Origin of the sequence: Streptococcus infantis (genome assembly GCF_047464715.1) — a bacterium.
In the GTDB taxonomy this organism is placed as follows: Bacteria; Bacillota; Bacilli; order Lactobacillales; family Streptococcaceae; genus Streptococcus; species Streptococcus infantis_S.
Genome location: NZ_JASHBJ010000002.1, coordinates 113,339 through 137,989, shown reverse-complemented (window position 1 = coordinate 137,989; position 24,651 = coordinate 113,339). Strand labels below are relative to the sequence as shown.

Genomic DNA, 24,651 nt, shown 5'->3' with positions numbered 1-24,651 from the left:
TTCTATTTATTGAAAAGCATCTATACCAACAACCTTGATAAGGAATGTAAGGAGGATAAGCAATAGAATGCTGACTCCATTAATTACTAAATGGAGGAAGATAGACATCTCTAGTCGTTTGGTGCGATAAGCAGTCCAAGTTAGGACAGCAGACATCCAGCCATAGATCAAGAAAGAAGGAAGATTATTTGGTATATGGGCTATAGTGAAGAGAAACCAACCGAAAATATATCCAATTTTCTCGTATCCTTCGAAGAGTTTAGTTGGGATGATACCTCGACAGATAACTTCCTCACAAATAGGTGCCACTATTGCAACCACGAAAATGCTGGAAATTAGAGAGCTTTCTGACATGATGCTATTGATAACCTCTTGATTCGAAGTAGTTGTTTGCTTCAGAAGTTGCAACCAAATCGCACCAATCATATTTCCAGCGACAACGGCTACATAACTAAGAGCGATTCGAGGGGCGTCATTAATAGTAAAGAGTTTCGATTTTAGGTTTAATAACTTACTTTTGTGAGCACCATATAAAAAGAGTGTAACAATAGCAGTAGATACAAGCCCCACTATTAGAGATGACCAGATAGATCCAAGTTGAGTTTTTTGAAGTAACATTAAAGTTACGATAGGAACTTGCGATAGGCACATAGCGACAAGAAAGATTCCTAGCCAAATCAATCGTTTACGATAATCTTTAAAAAAATTCATTCATATATCTCCTAAAAAATTTATCTCATTATAGCACACTTTGGATAGGAATTCTATTAATTACCAGAACAGAAGTGTAGATAAAATAAGTAAGATGTTTCGAATTAAATGACTATAGAAGGATAAATCTTGTCTTAAGGTTTTAGGAAATAAAAAATTGAGAAGGCTAGCTCCCAAGAGGATATAAAAGCCGACAGAAAGTATTGTTAAAGGATTGTGCAGAAAAAATAAACTAAGAAAGATAAGGGTTGTTAGCCTGCCTGTCTTTTTATGAGTTGGTAATTTTCTCCATTTGTTTAACGGCAGAAAGGTAGCAATATCAAGTCCGAAAAGGAAAAAGAAAGAGATGAGTAACAAGTCAACGATTTCCTTTTGTAGTAGAGTGTCAGTGCTTATGTTTTCAAATAAGATAAGACTTACTCCGGTAAGGTTAATGATAACCATACTACTATACAATAAAAAGAAAGAGCGGCTAGTATTGCGCAAATGACTACTCACATGATTATGAACTGAAATATAGTGGATAAATGTACAAATACTAGATAATATCAGTAGAAGGAATAAAAAGTAAAAGTAGGATTGCTTGAGAGTTAAAGTGATATCGGTCCAAAATAAGCAACTACAGAACCCTAAGTAGACCAAGGAAATTAATAAGAGAAGCTGGATTGATTTTCTAATTTTTTTCATAAATAAACCCCTACGTTTTTTTAACATTATAACGAAAAGGCTTCACAAAAAAACTACTTTTTCCCAAGTGTTGGTTTTTGTCTCTCAACTGTCTTTTTTTAATCTGAGCCAGCAAAAAAACACATCCCTCGATTTTTGAAGGATGTGCTATTTGATCATAAAATTCTAACGTTTAGACCAGGTTCGTTTCATAAAGAGTAATATGATTGGATAAATTTCTAGACGTCCTGCAATCATTGCAAAGGATAGGAGGAGTTTTGAAAATGGACTAAAAATTGAGAAACTTGAAGTCGTTCCTAAAATTGGACCGATATTGTTAAAGCAACTGAAAACGGCACTCGTAACAATCATTAAATTGTTAGCATCTAAAGTGATAATGAAGATTAAACTGAGTAGAATCATAATGTAAACTACAAAGTACTTGAGAATCTTGTGTTGGGTGTCCTTATCAATTACCGTTTGGTTAACATGGAGAGTTAAAACACGGTGAGGGGATATGGTAGACAAAAATTGATTTTTAGCAATTTTAGCTAGAATAACTCCACGCATCACTTTGAGACCACCAGCAGTAGAACCAGCAGAACCACCAATTGCCATTAACATCAGTAAGATGTATTGAGAAAACAAAGGCCAGTTCGTGATGTCACCATAACCAAAACCAGTAGTGGTAATGATATTAGAAACTTGGAAGAAGGCCATCTCAAAGCTTTGTGAAACACCACTATAAAGGTGCAGTGTGTTGAGTGTGATTAAGCCAGTAGATATAGCCACGATTAAGAGATAAGCTCGAAGTTCCTCATCGAAAAAGAATTCCTTAACTCGACGAAGCATGAGATAGTAGTAGAGGTTGAAATTGACACCGAACATCAAAACCCCAATACTTGTCAAATAAGTGATGAGAGAACTATGATAGTGGGCAATACCATCATTATAAACAGTGAATCCCCCAGTACCAGCAGTTCCCATTGCGATAACAAAGCTATCGTAGAGTGGCATCCCTGCAATGTAATAAATAACTACAAAGAGGGCGAACATTGCCAGATACAGGATGTAGAGGATTTGTGCTGTATGTTTTAGCTTAGACACAACCTTACCAAATACTGGTCCAGGGACCTCGGCCTTCATAACCTCTAAGTGGCTGTTTTTTGCATTGTCCATAATAGCTAGGGCAAAAACTAGCACCCCCATCCCTCCAATGAGGTGGGTAAAGCTCCGCCAAAATAGAAGCGAACGACTTAGTACAGAAACGTCATTTAAGATAGTTGCTCCCGTAGTAGTAAAGCCGGAACTAGTTTCGAAGAAGGCATCGATAAAATTGGGGATTTGACCTGAAAAGACAAAGGGAAGGGAGCCAAAGAAAGACCAGAGAATCCAACAAAGAGCAACAATCAAGACCCCTTCTTTTGCGTAGATACGTTGTTTTTTAGGCTTTTTGATGATTCCGAGAAGACCTAGAACAACAAGGATTCCAATGGTAGAGAAAAGAGCTGTAAATACTTGATTGGATTCTTGATAGTAAAAAGCGACACTAACTGGTACCAAGAGTAGAACAGCTTCAATCAAGAGTAGCTTTGCAAGAAGAAAGCGTACCATACTTCTATTCATAGCTTACCTCTCTAACAAATCATAAATCTTGGTGATGTTTGATAGCAAAGTGATAACCACAAGCTTATCACCGACTTGGAGTATGTCTTCTCCAGTTGGGAAGATTGTTTTTCCATTGCGGATAATAGCAGCGATCAAGACATCCTTTTTGAGCTTCAGTTGAGACAAAGGTTTGCCAGTCATTTTATTGGCTTCCTTAATTAAGAACTGAAGAGTTTCTACCTGTCCGTTTGCAAGGTGGTGCATAGCTTGAAGGTCGGAATATTGGGCATTTACACGACCGTGGATAAAGTGCATGATGGTATCAACAGCGATTGTCTTAGGCGTGATAATACTTGAGAAATCTGTCGCATGAATGATTTCTAATAGGCTTGTTCGGTTTACCTTAGTAATATTCTTTTGAACGCCTACATTATCCAAGAACATAGAGGTAATGATATTTTCTTCGTCGACTCCTGTCAAAGTGGCAACAGCATCGTAGTTTTGGGCACTTTCTTCTAAGAGGGTGTCCTTAGTTGTTCCATCACCTTGGACTATATAGAGTTTAGGGAATTTTTCGCTGAAAAAGGCAGCGCGTTCTGGGTTGACTTCAATCACTTTTGTATCAATTCGACTGTCTTTTAAAATACCTAGTAGGTAGTATGCAATCTTACCAGCTCCAATGATGAGCAAGCTCTTAACGACTCTAGATTTGAGATAATTGTGGAAGAGCATCATATCGACACGATGTCCTGTTACAAAGATGCGGTCTTTATCCTCTAAAATCATATCTCCGCTAGGAATCATGAGTTTGTGATCGCGTTCGATGGCACAGACGATTACATTGCCAAACTTTTTACGGAAATCAGCAATAGACATCAGACAAATATTACTGTCATTTCGTACCTTGAATTCCATTAAGCTGACTAATCCACCTGCAAAACGCTCAACAGAAAGAGCATTAGGGAAATCTATAATGTTGGCGATAGCACGAGCAGCTAGAAGTTCTGGATTGACAATGAGTGAAAATCCGAGAATATTTTTTTCTTTAAAGTAAGGGTTGGAATACTCAGGATTACGGACACGAACAATGGTCTCCTTGGCACCCATTTTTTTAGCAAGAACAGCCGAAACCATGTTGACTTCGTCGTATTGAGTCATGGCAATGAAAATATCACAATCTTGGACATTGGCTGCTTCTAACATAGCAAAGTCAGCTCCATTACCTGCGATTCCCATAATATCAAAACGGCTGGTCAAGTATTTTAGAACAGTTTCGTTCTGTTCAATTAAGACAACATCATGGTTGTCAGCAACTAGCGAGCGACAGAGAGCAGAACCGACTTTTCCCCCTCCGACAAGAATAATCTTCATAGTTAGTTAACCTACTTTTTCATTATGTATCTATCATACCTTTTTTTTGTAAAAATTGCACTAAACAAACGATTACTTTCCTCTTATGAGGAATCGGATTAACATCCAAAGTTAAATCAATATTCTATTAGGGAAGAGTACATATTGACTAAATTTTTAACACAAGCTAAATCCAGGATAAAAGTGGCTCAGTGGAGCTTGTAGAACTTTTGTAAATATGTTTGTAAAAAAAATGAAAAAATCAAGTCATTTCTATTGACAATCAGGCTGAAAGTGATATACTAAAAAAGTAGTTTCGCTGATTTACTTCAAACCTGTTGTGAGGTAAGTTAACGACGCCTTAACCACGCTGTTTGCTGAGCTTGACTCCGGGCAGTGTGGCTATTTTTTTGCACTAGTGAGAGGAAGCAAGGCATGGCTAATCATATTGTACTGTTTGAACCACAAATTCCACAAAATACGGGAAATATTGCACGTACCTGTGCAGCGACGAATGCGCCCCTTCATATTATCAAGCCTATGGGCTTTCCTATTGACGACCGTAAAATGAAGCGAGCTGGGCTTGACTATTGGGACAAACTTGATATTTATTTCTATGATAGTCTAGATGAATTTATGGGCAAAATGAATGGCCAACTCTACTTGATTTCCAAATTTGCAGAAAAGGTCTATTCAGATGCTGATTTTACTATAGAAGGAAATCATTATTTTCTTTTTGGTCGCGAAGATAAGGGCTTGCCTGAGGAATTTATGCGTAAACATCCTGAAAAAGCTCTTCGCATCCCCATGAATGACGAACACGTCCGTAGTCTAAATGTATCCAATACAGTCTGTATGATTGTCTATGAGGCTCTCCGACAACAAAACTTTGCGGGTCTCGATTTGGTTCATACTTACGAAACGGATAAGTTGAAATAAACATGAAAACGAATACTTGAGGCTTGCGCTTGCAAGCTTTTTTTGTTATCATTAAGGGGTCTTCAGGGCTGGGTGAAATTCCCGACCGGCGGTGACTTTTACTAGGAAATGTTCTTTTCCTTTTATACTTTGTTGCCAAGCTTTGCCTAACTAGAAGTTATGCCTACAGCTTGTCGTTTCGTCTAAAAGAAAAATCTTCATTTCCATACTCTAAAAGAAGTCCGCGAGCGCAAGCTGATGTGGTGAGATTCCACAACCGACAGTATAGTCTGGATGGGAGAAGACGAAAGAATAATTTTATCTATTCCACTTAAATATATAGGAAGTTCTTTTGGTGTTTTTGACCAATAGATTGTTTTTGATATAGTTGAGTTGATAGATAGAGTGGGACTTTCCAACTTCTTCTGATTTTATAGAAAATTGGAGGAACCTGTTATGACAAACACACGTCGACTTTCGACCATTGCAATTTTATCAGCACTTTCATTTGTGTTGATGTACTTTGACTTTCCACTCTTGCCTGCGGCGTCCTTTTTAAGAGTTGAGTTCAGTATCTTACCAGTTTTAGTAGGTTTGATTGTGCTTGATTTACCCGCAGCTTTTGTGATAATTTTACTTCGTTCCTTGCTTAAGTTGATTTTAAATAATCAAGGAGTCAGCACCTATATCGGTTTGCCGATGAATATTGTGGCTTTAGGAGTTTTTGTTCTTGCATTTGGTTTGATTTGGAAAAAAGATCGAACACCAATTCGTTTCGCTTTAGCTTCCCTAGCTGGTACAATTGGTTTGACCTTGGCTATGCTAGTTCTTAACTATGTGTATGCAGTTCCATTATATTCTAAATTTGCTAATTTTGATATTGAGAAAATTCTAGGACTAAGCAACTATCTGTTGACAATGGTTTTACCTTTTAACTTAATTGAAGGTATTATCTTTGCACTAGCATTTTGGTTGATTTATGTCTTCCTAAAGGTAACTTTAAAACGTTATGAAAGATAAACAAACATATTTAACAAAGGGCTCTTTTGCCCTTTTGCTTTTTGTGATTTTAGGTTATATTGTCAAGTTTTACCCTAATATGCTCATTGGATTTGATCAACCAATCCAGACTGCTATTCGAGGTGACTTACCAGACTTCTTAACGATACTTTTTAGAACAATCACGCATTTGATTGATATCCCAGTTATTATCACCTGGGTTCTCATTGTAGCATTTATTTTTTACCGTAAGCAATGGAAACTGGAAAGCTATCTCATGTTGGGGAATCTGACTTTAGCTGGAATCTTAATCGTAACTTTTAAGAATATCTACCAAAGACCACGGCCAGAAATTCTACACTTGGTAGAAGAAAAAGGTTTTTCTTTTCCAAGCGGACATTCTCTGGCAGTAACGATTATGGTTGGAACTTTGATTGTGATTTTCAGCCAAAGGATTAAAGATCAACTTTGGAAAAGAATCGTCCAAATCTTACTCGGGCTTTACTTAGTCAGTGTATTGATATCCAGAGTCTATCTGGGGGTTCATTATCCGTCAGATGTTCTTGCTAGTCTTTGTGTAGGCCTAGGGGTTCTATTTATCGAATTTCCATTTTATGACAAACTCCGTTTCCAATGGCGGTTTAAGGGAATGCAGAAGTAGGCATCAAATTCTCTTGAGGAGAAAGAAATGAAAGTCAATATAAGAGATCTTCATCCGACTCAACTATACTTATCAGAAAAGAAGTTGCAAGATATTCAGATGCTTTATCAGTCGGTAAAACTAATCAATGTTGATCCAATTAGTATTCTTGCATTTGGAAATTGCTTGTTGATTACAGATGGGCATCACAGGGCTTATCAGGCTTTGTTAATGGGCCAAGATACGATTTCTGCTGAGTGGGATAAAGATGGTGGCGATGAAATCTATCATCTTTATGCAAAAGCTTGTGAGGAAAGAAAGATATACTCTATTCTGGATTTAAAACATCATATCTTACCTCAAGATGAGTATGAAGCAAAATGGTATAACTGGTGTGATGGTTTTAATCAAGCAGCGGAGCTAGTATTAGGAGTAGAAAATGATGACAAAAATTATTCAGATAGATGATTCCTTACGTCTAGTTCCCTATTTTTTAGCAGATCATCGTGATGCAGCTTTAGCTTGGTATCAAGATGTGGATTTGGTAGAACTTGTAGACGGTATTAGAATACCCTATAGTTTGGAAAAATTAAATACCATGTATTCCTATTTAGAAAGTAACGGGGATTTGTTCTGGATTGAGTTTCGAGAAAAGGGGGAGTGGTTTCCAATTGGTGATGTCACCTTATCTCAGGAGAATCTTCCTATTGTGATTGGCAATCCAACTTATCAGCATCAAGGACTTGGACGCAAAGTTTTGAAGGCTTTGATTGATCTAGCTCGTCAAAGGGGATGGACAGAAATGAAAGTTCAAGAAATCTATACTTTTAATCCTATCTCTAGAAGATGTTTTGAGTCTCTTGGATTTGTGGAAAGTAGAAGGACTAAAAGTGGGGTTGGCTTTCTCTTAAAACTGGACGCTAACTAGGCTGAATTATTTTTAAAAATCGCTCAAAACAGAGCGGTTTTTTGTTTGTAGTTCAGAACTCTTTCACGAAAGAAATAATAGCCAAATTCAGTAATAAAATTTCTCTAAAAATAGGATTTTTCTCTTGCATTTGAGATAGATTAGTGTATAATAGTAGGGTATGTGTAAAACATACTTGTGGGAGGTAAAAATCTCTAAATTACCGCCAAAACCACAAAGGAGGATTTAAAAATGGCTAAAAAAGTCGAAAAACTTGTAAAATTGCAAATCCCTGCTGGTAAAGCTACACCAGCTCCACCGGTTGGACCTGCTCTTGGTCAAGCTGGTATCAACATCATGGGATTCACAAAAGAGTTCAACGCTCGTACAGCTGATCAAGCTGGTATGATCATTCCAGTTGTTATCTCAGTATACGAAGATAAATCATTTACTTTCGTTACTAAAACACCACCAGCTGCTGTTCTTTTGAAAAAAGCTGCAGGTGTTGAAAAAGGATCAGGTACACCTAACAAAACTAAAGTTGCTACAGTTACTCGTGCACAAGTACAAGAAATTGCAGAAACTAAGATGCCAGATTTGAACGCTGCAAACATTGAGTCTGCAATGCGTATGATCGAAGGTACTGCTCGTTCTATGGGATTCACTGTTGTTGACTAATCAATAACTTCCCTATATAACCCGCAAGACTTCATCATTTCGAGAAGTGACGTGGGAGATGAAAATCGATTGAACCACTTACAAGGAGAATAGAAAATGGCTAAAAAAAGCAAACAACTTCGTGCTGCTCTTGAGAAAATCGACAGCACAAAAGCATACAGCGTAGAAGAAGCTGTAGCTCTTGCAAAAGAAACTAACTTTGCAAAATTTGACGCAACTGTAGAAGTTGCATACAACTTGAACATCGACGTGAAAAAAGCTGATCAACAAATCCGTGGAGCAATGGTATTGCCAAACGGTACTGGTAAAACAGCTCGCGTTCTTGTATTTGCACGTGGTGCAAAAGCTGAAGAAGCAAAAGCTGCTGGTGCAGACTTTGTTGGTGAAGACGACCTTGTTGCTAAAATCAACGACGGTTGGTTGGACTTTGACGTAGTTATCGCTACACCTGACATGATGGCTCTTGTTGGACGTCTTGGACGTGTCCTTGGACCACGTAACTTGATGCCAAACCCTAAAACTGGTACTGTAACAATGGATGTTGCTAAAGCAGTTGAAGAGTCTAAAGGTGGTAAAATCACTTACCGTGCTGACCGTGCTGGTATCGTACAAGCTATCATCGGTAAAGTTTCATTTGAAGCTGACAAGTTAGTTGAAAACTTCAAAGCATTCAACGAAACAATCCAAAAATCTAAACCAGCTACAGCAAAAGGAACTTACGTAACAAGCTTGACAATCACAACTACTCAAGGTGTTGGTATCAAGGTTGACGTTAACTCACTTTAATCAGTAAATAATCGAAAGGTTGAGACAAAATGTCTCAACCTTTTTCTATTAAAAACTAAAAATACGTATAATTTTTCGAATCAATTTGATATTGTAAAGTATCTAGATAGAAAATTCAGAAAATTTCTTCTTTTGTCTTGAAAATTTTTGAAAAAATGGTATTATAGAAACAAGTCATTTTAAGAGAACAGAAAGGGGAACAATGGAGAAAATCATTTTAGATTCACCAAAGTCGGGATCAGAACTTGTTTTGGAAACGCTCCGTGACCTAGGAATCGATACGATTTTTGGTTATCCAGGCGGGGCTGTATTGCCTTTATATGATGCTATTTATAATTTTAAAGGCATTCGCCATATTCTAGGTCGGCATGAACAAGGTTGTCTTCATGAAGCAGAAGGTTATGCTAAGTCAACAGGGAAACTTGGTGTCGCAGTCGTCACAAGTGGACCAGGAGCTACCAATGCCATTACTGGTATTGCAGATGCTATGAGTGACAGTGTTCCCCTTTTGGTCTTCACTGGTCAGGTGGCAAGAGCGGGAATCGGTAAGGATGCTTTCCAGGAGGCAGATATTGTTGGAATTACCATGCCGATTACCAAGTACAACTATCAGGTTCGTGAGACAGCGGATATTCCACGTGTAATTACAGAAGCTGTTCACATTGCGACTACGGGTCGTCCAGGTCCAGTTGTTATTGACTTGCCAAAAGATGTTTCGGCTCTTGAAACGGACTTTGTCTATTCATCAGAAATAGATTTACCAAGTTATCAACCAACTCTTGAGCCTAATGAGATGCAAATCAAGAAGATCTTGAAGCAACTCTCTAAGGCTAAAAAACCTGTTTTGTTAGCTGGTGGTGGTATTAGTTATGCTGAAGCTGCTGCGGAGTTAAATGAATTTGCAGAGCGCTATCAAATTCCTGTTGTTACCAGTCTTTTGGGACAGGGTACAATTGCAACTAGCCATCCACTATTTTTGGGAATGGGTGGAATGCATGGTTCCTTTGCAGCTAATATCGCAATGACAGAAGCTGATTTTATGATTTCGATTGGTTGTCGTTTTGATGATCGTTTGACTGGTAATCCTAAGACATTTGCGAAGAATGCCAAAGTAGCGCATATCGATATCGATCCAGCAGAGATTGGTAAGATTATCGCTGTTGATATCCCAGTTGTTGGAGATGCGAAAAAGGCCTTGCAGCAGTTGCTAGCTGAGCCAATCGTTCGTAACAATACTGAAAAATGGATTGAAAAAGTTACCAAAGATAAGAATCGTGTTCGTTCTTATGATAAGAAGGAGCGTGTTGTCCAACCACAAGCAGTTATTGAACGTATAGGCGAATTGACTAAGGGTGATGCTATTGTCGTAACTGACGTCGGCCAACACCAAATGTGGACAGCTCAATACTATCCATACCAAAACGAGCGTCAACTCGTAACTTCAGGTGGTCTAGGAACCATGGGATTCGGAGTTCCTGCAGCCATTGGAGCAAAAATTGCCAATCCAGATAAGGAGGTCGTGCTCTTTGTCGGTGATGGTGGTTTCCAAATGACCAATCAGGAATTGGCAATCCTGAATATCTATAAGATTCCAATCAAGGTCATCATGCTCAATAACCACTCGCTTGGGATGGTTCGTCAATGGCAAGAAGCCTTCTATGAAGGACGAACATCAGAGTCGGTCTTCGATAGCCTCCCTGATTTCCAATTAATGGCGCAGGCTTACGGGATTAAAAATTATAAATTTGATAATCCTGAAACCTTAGAAAAGGATTTGGAAGTCATCTTGGAAGATGTACCAATGTTTATCGAGGTAGATATTTCTCGTAAAGAGCATGTTTTACCGATGGTACCAGCTGGTAAGAGTAATCATGAGATGTTGGGGGTGAAGTTTAATGCGTAGAATGTTAACAGCCAAACTTCAAAACCGGTCAGGAGTTCTCAATCGTTTTACCGGTGTCTTGTCTAGACGCCAAGTCAATATTGAGAGTATCTCGGTAGGGGCGACAGAAAATCCTAATGTGTCACGGATTACCATTATCATTGATGTTGCATCTCACGATGAAGTGGAGCAAATCATCAAACAACTCAACCGTCAGGTCGACGTGATTCGTGTCCGTGATATCACAGATAAACCGCACCTCGAGCGCGAAGTTATTTTGGTAAAGGTTGCAGCACCAGCTGAGAAGCGAGCAGAAATTTTAGCTATTATCCAGCCTTTCCGTGCAACTGTGGTCGATGTGGCTCCGAGCTCTATTACCGTTCAGATGACTGGGAATGCAGAAAAGAGTGAAGCTTTGATTCGGGTTATTCGACCATACGGTATCAAGAATATCGCTCGTACGGGTGCAACTGGTTTTACCCGCGATTAATACTCTTCGAAAATCAAATTCAAATCACGTCAGCTTTGCCTTGCCGTACTCAAGTACAGCCTGCGCCTAGCTTCCTAATTTGCTCTTTGATTTTCATTGAGTAAAAAATAACTTAAATTTGTTAAACCAGCCTAAAAGGCAATAAATATAGAAAAGAGAGAAAAACTATGGCAGTTCAAATGGAATACGAAAAAGATGTAAAAGTAGCAGCACTTGATGGTAAAAAAATCGCTGTTATCGGTTATGGTTCACAAGGTCATGCTCACGCTCAAAACTTGCGTGATTCAGGTCACGATGTGATTATCGGTGTTCGTCCAGGTAAATCTTTTGATAAAGCAAAAGAAGATGGTTTTGATACTTATACAGTAGCAGAAGCAACTAAATTGGCTGATGTTATCATGATTTTGGCACCAGACGAAATCCAACAAGAATTGTACGAAGCAGAAATTGCTCCAAACTTGGAAGCTGGGAATGCAGTTGGATTTGCGCATGGTTTCAATATCCACTTCGAATTCATCAAAGTTCCTGCAGATGTAGATGTCTTCATGTGTGCTCCTAAAGGACCAGGACACTTGGTACGTCGTACTTACGAAGAAGGATTTGGTGTTCCAGCTCTTTACGCTGTCTACCAAGATGCAACAGGAAATGCTAAAAACATCGCTATGGACTGGTGTAAAGGTGTTGGTGCAGCACGCGTTGGTCTTTTGGAAACAACTTACAAAGAAGAAACCGAAGAAGATTTGTTTGGTGAACAAGCAGTTCTTTGTGGTGGTTTGACTGCCCTTATTGAAGCTGGTTTTGAAGTCTTGACTGAAGCTGGATATGCTCCAGAATTGGCTTACTTTGAAGTGCTTCACGAAATGAAACTCATCGTTGACTTGATCTACGAGGGTGGATTCAAGAAAATGCGTCAATCAATTTCTAACACAGCTGAATACGGTGACTACGTGTCAGGTCCACGTGTGATTACTGAACAAGTGAAAGAAAATATGAAAGCAGTTCTTGCTGATATCCAAAATGGTACATTTGCTAACGACTTTGTCAACGACTACAAAGCTGGACGTCCAAAATTGACTGCTTACCGTGAACAAGCAGCTAACCTTGAAATTGAAAAGGTTGGTGCAGAATTGCGTAAAGCAATGCCATTTGTTGGTAAAAACGACGATGACGCATTCAAAATCTACAACTAATTTTTGAGAATAAAAATAGAAGGCGAGTTGGGGGGTACCTAACCCGCTTTTTATCTTGAAAAAGAATCAAGGAGAAGATTATGCTTAGTGCAAAAGATGTGGTGAAGGCCCACAAGGTTCTGAGTGGTGTAGTAGTCAATACACCACTAGAATATGATCATTACTTATCAGAAAAATACGGAGCTAAAATTTATCTCAAAAAAGAAAATGCTCAACGAGTTCGATCGTTTAAGATTCGAGGAGCTTATTATGCCATCTCACAATTGACTAAGGAAGAACGTGAGCGTGGAGTTGTCTGTGCGTCAGCGGGAAATCACGCTCAAGGTGTTGCCTACACTTGTAATGAGATGAAGATTCCTGCAACAATCTTTATGCCAATTACAACGCCTCAACAGAAAATTGGTCAGGTTCGTTTTTTTGGTGGAGATTTTGTAACTATCAAATTGGTAGGAGATACCTTTGATGCATCTGCCAAGGCTGCTCAAGAGTTTACAGTCGCTGAAAATCGTACCTTTATTGATCCTTTTGATGATCCTTATGTTCAAGCTGGTCAGGGTACGGTAGCCTATGAAATTTTAGAAGAAGCGCGAAAAGAATCCATTGATTTTGATACTGTCTTGGTGCCTGTAGGAGGTGGAGGACTCATTGCAGGAGTTTCTACTTATATAAAGGAAACGAATCCTGCTATTGAAGTTCTTGGTGTAGAAGCTAACGGAGCTCGTTCCATGAAGGCGGCATTTGAGGCTGGAGGTCCCGTTAAACTCAAAGAAATTGATAAGTTTGCAGACGGGATCGCTGTGCAGAAGGTTGGACAATTGACCTATGAAGCAACCCGTAAAAATGTTGAAACGCTTATCGGAGTGGACGAAGGCTTAATCTCTGAGACCTTGATTGATCTTTATTCTAAACAAGGAATTGTAGCTGAGCCTGCTGGTGCTGCTAGTGTGGCGGCTCTGGAAGTACTGTCAGACTATATAAAAGGAAAGACCATTTGTTGCATTATCTCTGGAGGAAATAACGATATCAACCGTATGCCAGAGATGGAAGAGCGTGCCTTGATTTACGATGGTATCAAGCATTACTTTGTAGTCAACTTCCCACAACGTCCAGGGGCTCTTCGAGAATTTGTAAATGATATCTTGGGGCCAAATGATGATATCACTCGTTTTGAGTATATTAAACGTGCCAGCAAGGGAACAGGACCTGTCTTAATCGGGATTGCTCTTGCTAACAAGCATGATTATGCGGGCTTGATTCACCGAATGGAGAAATTTGATCCGTCTTATATTAACTTGAATGGGAATGAAACTCTATATAATATGCTTGTTTAATATCCTATAAAATTTTTATCATATCATTTGCCTAACCTATATATGAGTGCTATAATGTAAGTGAAGAAAGGGGGAGATTCCCATGGTTTTACAAGTTTTACTTGTTCTAGTGATTCTAATGCTTATTGTAGGAGCTGTGTTAGTGAGCTCTGTTTATGTCGTTCGTCAACAATCTGTTGCAATTATCGAACGATTTGGTAAGTATCAAAAGTTAAGTAATAGTGGTATTCATCTACGGGCACCATTTGGCATTGACAAAATTGCAGCTCGTGTGCAGCTACGCCTTTTACAAAGTGAGATCGTGGTTGAAACCAAAACCCAAGATAACGTTTTTGTGACTATGAATGTCGCAACTCAGTATCGTGTAAATGAGTTAAACGTTACAGACGCTTACTATAAATTGATGAGACCTGAAGCTCAAATCAAATCTTATATTGAAGATGCATTGCGCTCATCTGTTCCTAAGTTAACTTTGGATGAATTGTTTGAGAAAAAAGATGAAATTGCATTAGAAGTTCAAAAGCAAGTAGCGGAAGAAATGTCAACGTATGGGTATATTATCGTTAAGACGCTCATTACCAAAGTTGAGCCGGATGCAGAAGTCAAACAATCAATGAACGAGATTAATGCTGCCCAACGTAAGAGAGTGGCAGCTCAAGAATTGGCTGAAGCAGATAAAATTAAGATCGTTACAGCGGCAGAAGCTGAGGCAGAAAAAGATCGCCTCCATGGTGTGGGGATCGCAGAGCAGCGGAAAGCAATTGTTGATGGACTTGCTGATTCTATTAAAGAGTTAAAAGGAGCTAATGTCGAATTAACTGAAGAACAAATTATGTCAATCCTATTAACCAATCAGTATTTGGATACATTGAATAATTTTGCAGATAAACAAGGAAATAATACAATATTCTTGCCAGCAAATCCTAATGGAGTTGAAGATATTCGAACCCATATATTATCAGCTTTGAAAGCTAAATAATTACAATCTTAACGCAATAATCTAGTTAATATATGTGTTTTAATTGACAAATATTATAAAAACATATAGAATGAAGTTGCGTAAAGAAAAAAATAGGAGAATAACATGGCTAAGTCTAACTTTGAAAAAGTAGAAGCAGTTGTTAGCTGGGTTCGTGATAAGAAGATCACAGGGTATCGTATTTCTAAGGAAACGAATGCCCGTGAGATGTCTATCATTGCTTTGGCTCAAGGACGTGCAAAAGTTAAAAACATTTCCTTTGAAACAGCCCTCGGCTTAATTGATTTCTACAATAAAAATCATGAAAAATTTGAAGATTAGTCTTTGGATATAGGCAGGTTCGAAAAGAATCTGCCTTTTCATTTTTGGAAATAAAAAAAGACTGCCATTGCAGTCTTTTTTCTTATCGAAGATAGCGTTGTAAAAATTCTCTTGTACGTTCTTCTTTGGGATTAGTAAATAGATCTTCTGGTTTGCCTTCTTCTGCAATGACACCTTTATCCATAAAGATGACGCGGTTTGATACATCGCGAGCGAATTCCATTTCATGGGTTACGACAATCATGGTCAAGCCTTCTTGGGCCAAATCTTGCATGATTTTGAGAACTTCACCGACCATTTCAGGGTCAAGAGCTGATGTAGGCTCATCAAAGAGAATGGCATCAGGATTCATAGAAAGTGCACGAGCAATGGCAACACGTTGCTTTTGACCACCAGAAAGTTGTTTAGGTTTTGCTTGCCAGTAACGTTCTCCCATGCCGACTTTTTCAAGATTCTCTTTAGCAACTTTCTCTGCTTCTGATCGTTCACGTTTGAGGACAGTAGTCTGTGCAACAATCGTATTTTCAAGAACGTTGAGATTTTCAAAGAGGTTGAAGGACTGGAAGACCATTCCTAGTTTTTCTCGATAGTGAGTGAGGTTATAGCCTTTTTCGAGGACGTTTTCACCGTGATAAAGGATTTTACCTTCAGTGGGTGTTTCAAGTAAGTTGATTGAACGTAGGAAGGTTGATTTACCACTACCAGAACTACCGATGATAGAAATAACTTCTCCTTTATGGATAGTAAGAGAGATGTCTTTTAGGACCTCGTTTTGTCCATAGGATTTTTTGAGGTGTTTGATTTCAAGAATGGGTTGATTCATTATTTCAAATCCTCCGTTTGCATTTGGTTAGCTCCTGTTGTGTAGGTATCCATATCCATTCGTTTTTCGATATAGCGTAGGATACGTGTTACTGTAAAGGTGAGGACAAAGTAGATAACTGCGATAATAGTAAAGGTTTGGAAGTATTGGTAGGTTTGTGTTGCTACTGTATTTCCTGAGAAGTAAAGTTCTACAACAGAGATAACATTCAATACAGAAGTATCCTTGATGTTGATGACGAACTCATTACCAGTCGCAGGTAAAATGTTTCGAACTACCTGAGGTAAAACAATCTTACGCATGGTTTGATTGTGAGTCATACCAAGTGCAGTTGCCGCTTCAAATTGTCCCTTGTCGACAGCCAAAATACCACCACGAACGATTTCGGTCATGTAGGCACCGGTATTGATCGAAACGATAAAGATAGCAGCGAGAGTACGATCTAGGTTGATTCCGAATGCTTGGGCGGTTCCATAGTAGATTACCATAGATTGTACAATCATAGGAGTTCCACGGAAAATTTCAATATAGATATTGAGAATCCAACCGATTAGTTTTTGAATACCGAAAATAAATTGATTTTCAGATAGAGGTGCCGTACGGAAGACACCGATAGCCAGACCAATAACGAGACCAACGATGGTACCGATAATTGAAATGAGAAGGGTAATACCAGCACCACGCAAGAGTTGTTGCCAGTTTTCAGTTAGAATTTTAGCAACTTGGCTAAAGAAATTACTACTGTTTTCTTCTGTCGTTGTAGATTCGGCAGGTTGCTCCTTTATCATACGGTCCATGAGCGCAACTTGCTCATCTTTAGAAATGGTTTCAATGCTAGCGTTGATTTGACTGATACGGTCGTCATCTTTACGTAGACCGATAGCGATAGATGTATCTTCTTCTCCAGTTTTAAAACCAGGTTCAGGTTGAATCATTTTGAACTTAGCATTTGCTGATTCAGCAGTTAAGGCTTCTGGACGTTCAGAAACATAGGCATCAATGACACCAGCTTCAAGGGCTTGACGCATTTGAGCGAAATCTCCCATGGCAGTTTCCTTCTGAGCGCCTGGAATTTGAGAAATCAAATCATAAAGGTAAACACCTTGTTGAGAAGTGATTTTAGCACCTTCAAAGTCATTTAAGCTAGTAGCATTAGCGTAGCTCGAGTCTTTCTTCACTACGAGAACAGGCTCACTAGTGTAGTAACTACTTGAGAAGGCAATTTCTTGCTTGCGTTCAGCGGTTGGGCTCATACCAGCGATAATCATATCGATTTTACCGGAAGTCAGAGCTGGAACAAGTCCTTCCCATTTTGTCTTAACAATGAGGGGTTCTTTACCGAGGTCTTTAGCGATTTTTTTTGCAATTTGAACATCATAACCATTGGCGTACTGGTTGGTCCCGTCAATCTTGACAGCACCGTTGCTATCGTCGTCTTGAGTCCAGTTGAAGGGTGCATAAGCTGCTTCCATCCCGATGCGTAAATATTCATCGGCTTGGACCTGGCTAACTAGTCCTAGGGTCAGGGCTAGGCTAGCAAGGATAGTTAAGCATAATTTTTTCATGTTTTCTCCTATTTCTAGTCTAAAAATGGCTCCCTCTATTGTATCTAAAAATGATGAGATTTTCAATACAAGTAAACCTTAAGTTCTAAAAAATGATATAATAGTGAAAAAACGTGAAAGGGAATGTAAGATGAAAAAGAGATGGTTACTTGCCCTGGTATTTACTTTTTTACTATTTATCCCGAGCCTTGTTTTTGCAGTAGACTTCGACATTCTATCCTATAAGGGTGATTTGAATATTCATGCAGATAATACAGCAGTTTTCCAACAAACAATCACCTACAAATTTAAAGATGACTTTAATGGTCAATTGATTGGACTCGGAAAAGCAGGGAAAATGCCCAACGGATTTGAAATTGACGATGAACCAACTGTCTTAGTATCCAAAAATGGCCAACTTGTTCAAGATGTCCTCTCATATACTAAGGAAGAAGAGGAAGGCTACAAGGTCACCATTTTTAATCCGGGAAATGCAGGAGATACTGTTCGGGTAACTGTTACTTGGCAATTGAAAAATCTTCTTTTCTTATATCAGGATATTGCTGAGCTGAATTGGCAACCACTGACAGATAGTTCAGGGGATATTAAAGATTTAGAATTTCGAGTAACATCGGACAAACCAGCCGAGAAACTCTTTTTCCATACTGGTAAACTCCTCAATGAGGGTAGTGTCGAAAAAGTAAACGATATTTATCGAGTGAAGATGAAAAATCTTCCTAGAAACCATCAAGTTGAGCTACATGCCTATTGGCCGAGAGAAGCTTTCTCAAGTGCTCCAAGCCAAGGACTGGACGAAGATAATCTAAGTAACTTTAAAAGAGTTGAGGTAGAAATAAAGGCTGAAAAAGTCCAGGCCAATGTCATGATAAAATGGATTTTTCCAATCTTCTTTACGGCTCTGTTGCTAGTAACAATCCACTATTATAGAGAATTTCGTCAGCATACGACTCTTAAAAAGGTATATCCAAAGAATCATCGTCTCTACGAACCCCCAATGGACCTGCCTCCAATGGTTTTGGCAGAAGCAATCTATTCAACATCCTTAGAGGAAGTTAGCCCTCTAAATAAGCAGAAGTTTGGTAAGTTCAGCTTTGAACAACTAATCCAGGCAACTTTGTTAGATTTAGTCGATCGCAGACATTTATCCATTTTTCAAGGTGAAGAAGAGCCATGGATCAAAATTAACAGTGAAAAAGGTTTGTCTAATTTTGAGAAGGAATGCCTACGGATGACTCTCTCTACAAATAAAGAACTGGCTCTTTCAGATCTTTTCCCTGAGTATCAAGTTTCTTCAGTTTTGTTCCATGGAGCTAAGGAAGCTGATGAGAAGCATATTCGAGAATTCGGCTTACACCTCAAGCGTTCTTTCGAGAGACGACTTGAACGTATGCAAAGTTGTGTTCGAGACAAGGTGAACATTTTACGAATTCCAAGTTATTATCGTCCTTTGACGGAAAAAGAAAATAATCTTGTGAAAAAAATGAAAGTCTGTTCGGCTGTAACGGGTATTCTCGGCCTTCTCATCTTCTACTATAGCTTACAAACACATGGTTATTTCTCACTTCTGTTACTTTCCTTAAGTTTAATTGGTTTACTAGCGAGTGCTTTGATTCATTTTGTAACTCGAGGGCCTTCTCGTGACGGAGTCTTAAATGAAGAAGGGGCAGAAGTTGTTTATCTCTGGACAAGTTTTGAAAATATGCTTCGGGATATTGCCCATTTAGATAAGGCTGAACTAGAGAGCATTGTTGTTTGGAATCGCCTTTTGGTCTATGCAACTCTCTATGGATACGCTAAAAAGGTGAATAAAATCATGAAACTTCACAATATTCAACTTGAAAATGTTGCTATGAATCTTTATGTATCTTGTGGGTGGGATAGACAATTTCACACATCTGCTACTCAAATCAATCTATACACCTCAGTCGCAAATACAGCAAGTACCTTTTCTGTATCATCCGGAAGCGGTAGCTCTGGTGGTGGTTTCTCAGGCGGTGGCGGTGGTGGAAGTGTTGGGGCTTTCTAAAGAAAACTCAACACAGCTTTTAAAAGTATGATATAATGGAGGATAGAAAAAGGAGTAATCTATGTATTTTTTTGAAATTTTAAAATCAATCTTTTTTGGTATTGTTGAAGGAATTACGGAATGGTTGCCGATTTCAAGTACTGGTCACTTGATTTTAGCAGAAGAGTTTATCCAGTATAAAGATCAAAATGAAGCCTTCATGTCTATGTTTAACGTAGTCATTCAACTGGGTGCGATCCTAGCCGTAATGGTTATCTACTTTAACAAGCTTAATCCCTTCAAACCAGGTAAGGATAAAGTTCAAGTTCGTAGAACATGGCAATTATGGTCCAAAGTTTTTGTTGCGACCTTACCTCTTCTACTAGTCTTTAAGTTTGATGATTGGTTTGATACTCACTTCCATAATATGGTTTCAGTAGCCATTATGCTGATTGTTTATGGGGTTGCCTTTATCTATCTTGAAAAACGTAACAAAGCGCAAGCGATTGAGCCAACAGTTACTGAGTTAGATAAATTACCTTATAAAACAGCATTGTATATCGGTCTTTTCCAAGTCTTGGCCCTTCTACCAGGGACTAGCCGTTCCGGGGCAACTATCGTCGGTGGTTTGTTGAACGGGACTAGTCGTTCAGTGGTAACAGAATTTACCTTCTATCTAGGAATTCCAGTTATGTTTGGAGCCAGCGCTTTGAAGATTTTTAAATTCATCAAGGCTGGAGAAGTCTTGACTTTTGGCCAATTCTTCTTACTCTTGGTAGCCATGGTAGTAGCTTTTGCAGTCAGCATGGTTGCTATTCGTTTCTTAACCAGCTATGTCAAAAAACACGACTTTACAGTGTTTGGTAAATACCGTATCGTCCTTGGTAGTGTCTTACTACTTTATAGCTTCGTTCGATTGTTTGTATAAGAAAAAACCTTGAGGGGAGATTCCTTCAAGGTTTTTAAAATCCAGTCACAATGACCCCCAATAAGCGAACCCCCTTGTCTTTATCACTCAGTGCTTCGTAGAGTTGAATAATGCTTTGAGAAATTTGTTGAGGGTCTTGCGTTTGCTGCTCCAAAGTTTTTCGTTTCGTCAAGGTGGAAAAATCAGAGTAGCGAATTTTTAAAATGACAATCTTTCCAGATTTCTCGTGTTTTTGAAGATTAAGGGCGACTTTTTCCGAAAGGAGAGTTAGCTCTTTTTTGATGTCTTCTTCAATATTGAGAATTTTGCTGTAGGTTTTTTCTTTACCGATGGACTTACGGATACGATTTACTTTGACTGGAGAATTATCGATGCCACGAGCTTTACGGTATAGGTCAAAGCCGAGGCGACCGAAACGATCAATAAGAGTAATTTCAGAGATTTCTAGGAGATCAGCTCCCGTAAATACACTCATTTGATGAAGTTTTTCAACTGTTTTCTTACCCACACCGTGGAATTTAGCGACATCCATTTGCTTGAGGAAATTTTCAGCTTCATCAGGAAGAATGACTGTCAAACCACGAGGCTTTTGAAAGTCACTGGCCATTTTAGCCAAAAATTTATTGTATGATACACCGGCAGAAGCGGTCAGATGGAGTTCTTGCCAAATATCCTGCTGAATTAAGCGAGCAATCTTGACAGCAGACTTGATACCGAGCTTATTTTCAGTCACATCTAGATAGGCTTCGTCGATACTCATAGGTTCAATCCTATCCGTATAACGTTTAAAAATAGCTCGAATCTGTTGACCAACAGCAGTATATTTTTCGTAGTTTCCGGAAATGAAAACGGCTTGTGGACAACGTTCATAGGCCTCTTTGGAAGTCATAGCTGAGTGGATGCCAAAGGTTCTCGCTTCATAACTACAAGTCGAAACAACTCCGCGACCTCCTGTTTTTCTTGGGTCGCTACCAATAACAACGGGTTTCCCTTTTAGTTTAGGATTGTCTCGAATTTCTACCGCAGCAAAAAAGGCATCCATGTCAATATGGATAATTTTACGAGATAAATCATTCATCAGTGGAAATATGAGCATGTAATGACCTTTCTTTGATAGAATTACTAGCTATATTATAACCTTTTTCAGAAAAAATAGAAAATAAGTAAATCTTTTTCAAAACTATAATACAGTTATCGCGAAAACAACAACTGTATTATAAAAGAAAGTGTTAAAAAAAGGTGATTTCACTTGTTGAAATCGTTTACTGTGTGGTATACTGAATACATGAATGTAACAGATGACTGTTACTAGAAAGATAAAAGAGGACATTAACATGGTTGTTAAAACAGTTGTTGAAGCACAGGACATTTTTGACAAAGCCTGGGAAGGCTTTAAAGGTGTTGACTGGAAAGAAAAAGCAAGTGTATCACGCTTTGTACAAGCTAACTACACACCTTATGATGGAGATGAAAGCTTCCTTGCAGGACCAACAGAGCGTTCACTTCACATTAAAAAAATCGTAGAAGAAACTAAAGCACACTACGAAGAAACTCGTTTCCCAATGGACACTCGTCCAACTTCTATTGCTGATATTCCTGCTGGATTTATCGACAAAGAAAACGAATTGATTTATGGTATCCAAAACGATGAACTCTTCAAATTGAACTTCATGCCAAAAGGTGGTATCCGTATGGCTGAAACTACTTTGAAAGAAAATGGATACGAACCAGATCCAGCTGTTCACGAAATTTTCACTAAATACGTAACAACTGTTAACGATGGTATCTTCCGTGCTTACACTTCAAACATCCGTCGTGCTCGTCACGCTCACACTGTAACTGGTCTTCCAGATGCATACTCACGTGGACGTATCATCGGTGTTTACGCACGTCTTGCTCTTTACGGTGCAGACTACTTGATGCAAGAAAAAGTTAACGACTGGAACTCAATCGAAGAAATCGATGAAGAAACAATCCGTCTTCGTGAAGAAATCAACCTTCAATATCAAGCATTGCAACAAGTTGTACGCTTGGGTGATCTTTACGGAGTAGATGTTCGCAAACCAGCGATGAACACTAAAGAAGCTATCCAATGGGTAAACATTGCCTTCATGGCTGTCTGCCGTGTTATCAACGGTGCGGCTACATCTCTAGGACGTGTGCCAATCGTATTGGATATCTTTGCAGAACGTGACCTTGCTCGTGGTACATTTACTGAATCAGAAATCCAAGAATTTGTTGATGATTTCGTTATGAAACTTCGTACAGTTAAATTTGCTCGTACAAAAGCTTATGACCAATTGTACTCAGGTGACCCAACCTTCATCACAACTTCTATGGCTGGTATGGGTAACGACGGTCGTCACCGTGTTACTAAGATGGACTACCGCTTCTTGAACACTCTTGACAACATTGGTAACTCTCCAGAACCAAACTTGACAGTTCTTTGGACTGATAAATTGCCATACAACTTCCGTCGCTACTGTATGCACATGAGCCACAAACACTCTTCTATCCAATATGAAGGTGTAACAACAATGGCTAAAGATGGTTACGGTGAAATGAGCTGTATCTCATGTTGTGTATCTCCACTTGATCCAGAAAACGAAGAACAACGTCACAACATCCAGTACTTCGGTGCTCGCGTTAACGTTCTTAAAGCTCTTCTTACTGGTTTGAACGGTGGTTATGACGATGTTCATAAAGACTACAAAGTATTTGACATCGAACCAATCCGCGATGAAGTTCTTGAATTCGAATCAGTTAAAGCAAACTTTGAAAAATCTCTTGACTGGTTGACTGACACTTACGTAGATGCTTTGAACATCATCCACTACATGACTGACAAGTACAACTACGAAGCTGTTCAAATGGCCTTCTTGCCAACTAAACAACGTGCTAACATGGGATTCGGTATCTGTGGATTCGCTAACACTGTTGACACATTGTCAGCTATCAAGTACGCTACAGTTAAACCAATCCGTGACGAAAATGGCTACATCTACGATTATGAAACAATCGGTGAATACCCACGTTGGGGTGAAGATGACCCACGTTCAAACGAATTGGCAGAATGGTTGATCGAAGCTTACACAACTCGTCTACGTAGTCACAAACTTTACAAAGACGCAGAAGCTACTGTATCACTTTTGACAATCACATCTAACGTTGCTTACTCTAAACAAACTGGTAACTCACCAGTCCACAAAGGTGTATACCTCAACGAAGATGGTTCTGTGAACTTGTCTAAACTTGAATTCTTCTCACCAGGTGCGAACCCATCTAACAAAGCTAAAGGTGGATGGTTGCAAAACTTGAACTCACTTGCTAGCCTTGACTTTGGTTACGCAGCTGATGGTATCTCATTGACAACTCAAGTATCACCACGTGCTCTTGGTAAGACTCGTGACGAACAAGTTGATAACTTGGTAACAATCCTTGATGGTTACTTCGAAAACGGTGGACAACACGTTAACTTGAACGTTATGGACTTGAACGATGTTTACGAAAAGATCATGTCAGGTGAAGACGTAATCGTACGTATCTCAGGATACTGTGTAAATACTAAGTACCTCACTCCAGAACAAAAAACTGAATTGACACAACGTGTCTTCCACGAAGTTCTTTCAATGGATGATGCATTGAGCTAAGATTCATAAATAATAAATCAAAAACCAGTCAAAGTGACTGGTTTTTTTGATATAAAAAAATATTTAAAAAAAGTTGGTCAAAATTGGTCAAATCTATTGACTAATACTGACCAAAGTGGTATACTAAGAACATAAGGATAAGGAAATCCTTAGAAAACCTTGATTTTAAGGTGATTGTGTAATTTATCTTAAGGTCAAAGTATGGGTAAAACCTAGAAATGAGG

At 38.9% G+C, this 24,651-nt stretch carries 22 protein-coding genes and 1 riboswitch; of the genes, 16 read left to right on the top strand and 6 right to left on the bottom strand.

Annotated features, from left to right (window positions below):
- Window positions 1-6: 6 nt before the first annotated feature.
- The 3 genes from QM419_RS05410 to trkA all read right to left on the bottom strand — a co-directional run bounded on the left by QM419_RS05410 (window position 7) and on the right by trkA (window position 4,356).
- Window positions 7-711: a lysostaphin resistance A-like protein gene (locus tag QM419_RS05410; protein ID WP_414278148.1), complete on the bottom strand. Its 705-nt coding sequence runs from the start codon at window positions 709-711 to the stop codon at window positions 7-9.
- Window positions 712-1,563: 852 nt separating this feature from the next.
- Window positions 1,564-3,003 (bottom strand): TrkH family potassium uptake protein, encoded by a 1,440-nt coding sequence (locus tag QM419_RS05405; protein WP_414278147.1) that lies wholly within the window; start codon window positions 3,001-3,003, stop codon window positions 1,564-1,566.
- A 3-nt stretch (window positions 3,004-3,006) separates the two neighbouring features.
- A complete protein-coding gene (trkA, locus tag QM419_RS05400) occupies window positions 3,007-4,356 on the bottom strand; it encodes a Trk system potassium transporter TrkA (RefSeq protein WP_414278146.1) in 1,350 nt (449 codons plus the stop codon).
- A 414-nt stretch (window positions 4,357-4,770) separates the two neighbouring features.
- Between trkA and QM419_RS05395 the strand changes: the two genes are divergently transcribed.
- The 13 genes from QM419_RS05395 to QM419_RS05335 all read left to right on the top strand — a co-directional run bounded on the left by QM419_RS05395 (window position 4,771) and on the right by QM419_RS05335 (window position 15,456).
- On the top strand, window positions 4,771-5,274 hold the full coding sequence (locus QM419_RS05395) for a tRNA (cytidine(34)-2'-O)-methyltransferase (protein WP_414278145.1): 504 nt from the start codon (window positions 4,771-4,773) through the stop codon (window positions 5,272-5,274).
- Window positions 5,275-5,328: 54 nt separating this feature from the next.
- A riboswitch (FMN riboswitch) is annotated at window positions 5,329-5,563 on the top strand.
- Between the two features lie 146 nt (window positions 5,564-5,709).
- Complete coding sequence (locus tag QM419_RS05390) at window positions 5,710-6,273, top strand: ECF transporter S component (RefSeq protein WP_414278144.1); 564 nt, start codon at window positions 5,710-5,712, stop codon at window positions 6,271-6,273.
- Window positions 6,263-6,913: a phosphatase PAP2 family protein gene (locus QM419_RS05385; RefSeq protein ID WP_414259522.1), complete on the top strand. Its 651-nt coding sequence runs from the start codon at window positions 6,263-6,265 to the stop codon at window positions 6,911-6,913. Before QM419_RS05390 ends, QM419_RS05385 begins: the two co-directional genes overlap by 11 nt.
- A gap of 27 nt (window positions 6,914-6,940) precedes the next feature.
- The gene (locus QM419_RS05380; protein WP_414278143.1) at window positions 6,941-7,360 is read left to right on the top strand and encodes a chromosome partitioning protein ParB; all 420 of its coding nucleotides are present in this window, start codon (window positions 6,941-6,943) and stop codon (window positions 7,358-7,360) included.
- Window positions 7,335-7,820, top strand: coding sequence for a GNAT family N-acetyltransferase (locus tag QM419_RS05375; protein WP_414278242.1), 486 nt, complete (start codon window positions 7,335-7,337; stop codon window positions 7,818-7,820). The genes QM419_RS05380 and QM419_RS05375 overlap by 26 nt, the downstream gene beginning before the upstream one ends.
- A 231-nt stretch (window positions 7,821-8,051) precedes the next feature.
- Window positions 8,052-8,477: a 50S ribosomal protein L11 gene (gene rplK / locus QM419_RS05370; RefSeq protein WP_001085808.1), complete on the top strand. Its 426-nt coding sequence runs from the start codon at window positions 8,052-8,054 to the stop codon at window positions 8,475-8,477.
- Between the two features lie 96 nt (window positions 8,478-8,573).
- Complete coding sequence (gene rplA, locus QM419_RS05365) at window positions 8,574-9,263, top strand: 50S ribosomal protein L1 (RefSeq protein WP_254733615.1); 690 nt, start codon at window positions 8,574-8,576, stop codon at window positions 9,261-9,263.
- A 202-nt stretch (window positions 9,264-9,465) separates the two neighbouring features.
- Window positions 9,466-11,166: an acetolactate synthase large subunit gene (locus QM419_RS05360; RefSeq protein WP_214262334.1), complete on the top strand. Its 1,701-nt coding sequence runs from the start codon at window positions 9,466-9,468 to the stop codon at window positions 11,164-11,166.
- Window positions 11,159-11,635, top strand: a complete 477-nt coding sequence (ilvN, locus tag QM419_RS05355; RefSeq protein ID WP_214262333.1) for an acetolactate synthase small subunit — start codon at window positions 11,159-11,161, stop codon at window positions 11,633-11,635. Before QM419_RS05360 ends, ilvN begins: the two co-directional genes overlap by 8 nt.
- Window positions 11,636-11,802: 167 nt before the next feature.
- Window positions 11,803-12,825 (top strand): ketol-acid reductoisomerase, encoded by a 1,023-nt coding sequence (ilvC, locus tag QM419_RS05350; protein ID WP_006147961.1) that lies wholly within the window; start codon window positions 11,803-11,805, stop codon window positions 12,823-12,825.
- A gap of 80 nt (window positions 12,826-12,905) precedes the next feature.
- Entirely contained in the window at window positions 12,906-14,156 is a 1,251-nt protein-coding gene (ilvA, locus tag QM419_RS05345) for a threonine ammonia-lyase IlvA (RefSeq protein WP_178895386.1), read from the top strand.
- A gap of 82 nt (window positions 14,157-14,238) precedes the next feature.
- The gene (locus QM419_RS05340; protein WP_178895385.1) at window positions 14,239-15,135 is read left to right on the top strand and encodes an SPFH domain-containing protein; all 897 of its coding nucleotides are present in this window, start codon (window positions 14,239-14,241) and stop codon (window positions 15,133-15,135) included.
- Window positions 15,136-15,240: 105 nt separating this feature from the next.
- On the top strand, window positions 15,241-15,456 hold the full coding sequence (locus tag QM419_RS05335; RefSeq protein WP_004251963.1) for a hypothetical protein: 216 nt from the start codon (window positions 15,241-15,243) through the stop codon (window positions 15,454-15,456).
- An 82-nt stretch (window positions 15,457-15,538) separates the two neighbouring features.
- Here QM419_RS05335 and QM419_RS05330 read toward each other — a convergent pair whose 3' ends face one another.
- Window positions 15,539-16,279, bottom strand: a complete 741-nt coding sequence (locus QM419_RS05330; RefSeq protein WP_414278142.1) for an amino acid ABC transporter ATP-binding protein — start codon at window positions 16,277-16,279, stop codon at window positions 15,539-15,541.
- Window positions 16,279-17,844, bottom strand: a complete 1,566-nt coding sequence (locus tag QM419_RS05325) for an ABC transporter substrate-binding protein/permease (RefSeq protein WP_414278141.1) — start codon at window positions 17,842-17,844, stop codon at window positions 16,279-16,281. The genes QM419_RS05330 and QM419_RS05325 overlap by 1 nt, the downstream gene beginning before the upstream one ends.
- 130 nt (window positions 17,845-17,974) lie before the next feature.
- Here QM419_RS05325 and QM419_RS05320 point away from each other — a divergent pair, with 130 nt between their 5' ends.
- Together QM419_RS05320 and QM419_RS05315 are read left to right on the top strand one after the other, a co-directional pair.
- Window positions 17,975-19,870, top strand: a complete 1,896-nt coding sequence (locus tag QM419_RS05320) for a DUF2207 family protein (protein WP_414278140.1) — start codon at window positions 17,975-17,977, stop codon at window positions 19,868-19,870.
- Window positions 19,871-19,931: 61 nt separating this feature from the next.
- On the top strand, window positions 19,932-20,777 hold the full coding sequence (locus tag QM419_RS05315) for an undecaprenyl-diphosphate phosphatase (RefSeq protein ID WP_414272639.1): 846 nt from the start codon (window positions 19,932-19,934) through the stop codon (window positions 20,775-20,777).
- 34 nt (window positions 20,778-20,811) lie between these two features.
- Here QM419_RS05315 and dinB read toward each other — a convergent pair whose 3' ends face one another.
- Entirely contained in the window at window positions 20,812-21,873 is a 1,062-nt protein-coding gene (gene dinB, locus QM419_RS05310; RefSeq protein WP_414278139.1) for a DNA polymerase IV, read from the bottom strand.
- A gap of 238 nt (window positions 21,874-22,111) precedes the next feature.
- Between dinB and pflB the strand changes: the two genes are divergently transcribed.
- Window positions 22,112-24,427: a formate C-acetyltransferase gene (gene pflB / locus QM419_RS05305; RefSeq protein WP_178895380.1), complete on the top strand. Its 2,316-nt coding sequence runs from the start codon at window positions 22,112-22,114 to the stop codon at window positions 24,425-24,427.
- The last annotated feature ends 224 nt before the right edge of the window (window positions 24,428-24,651 follow it).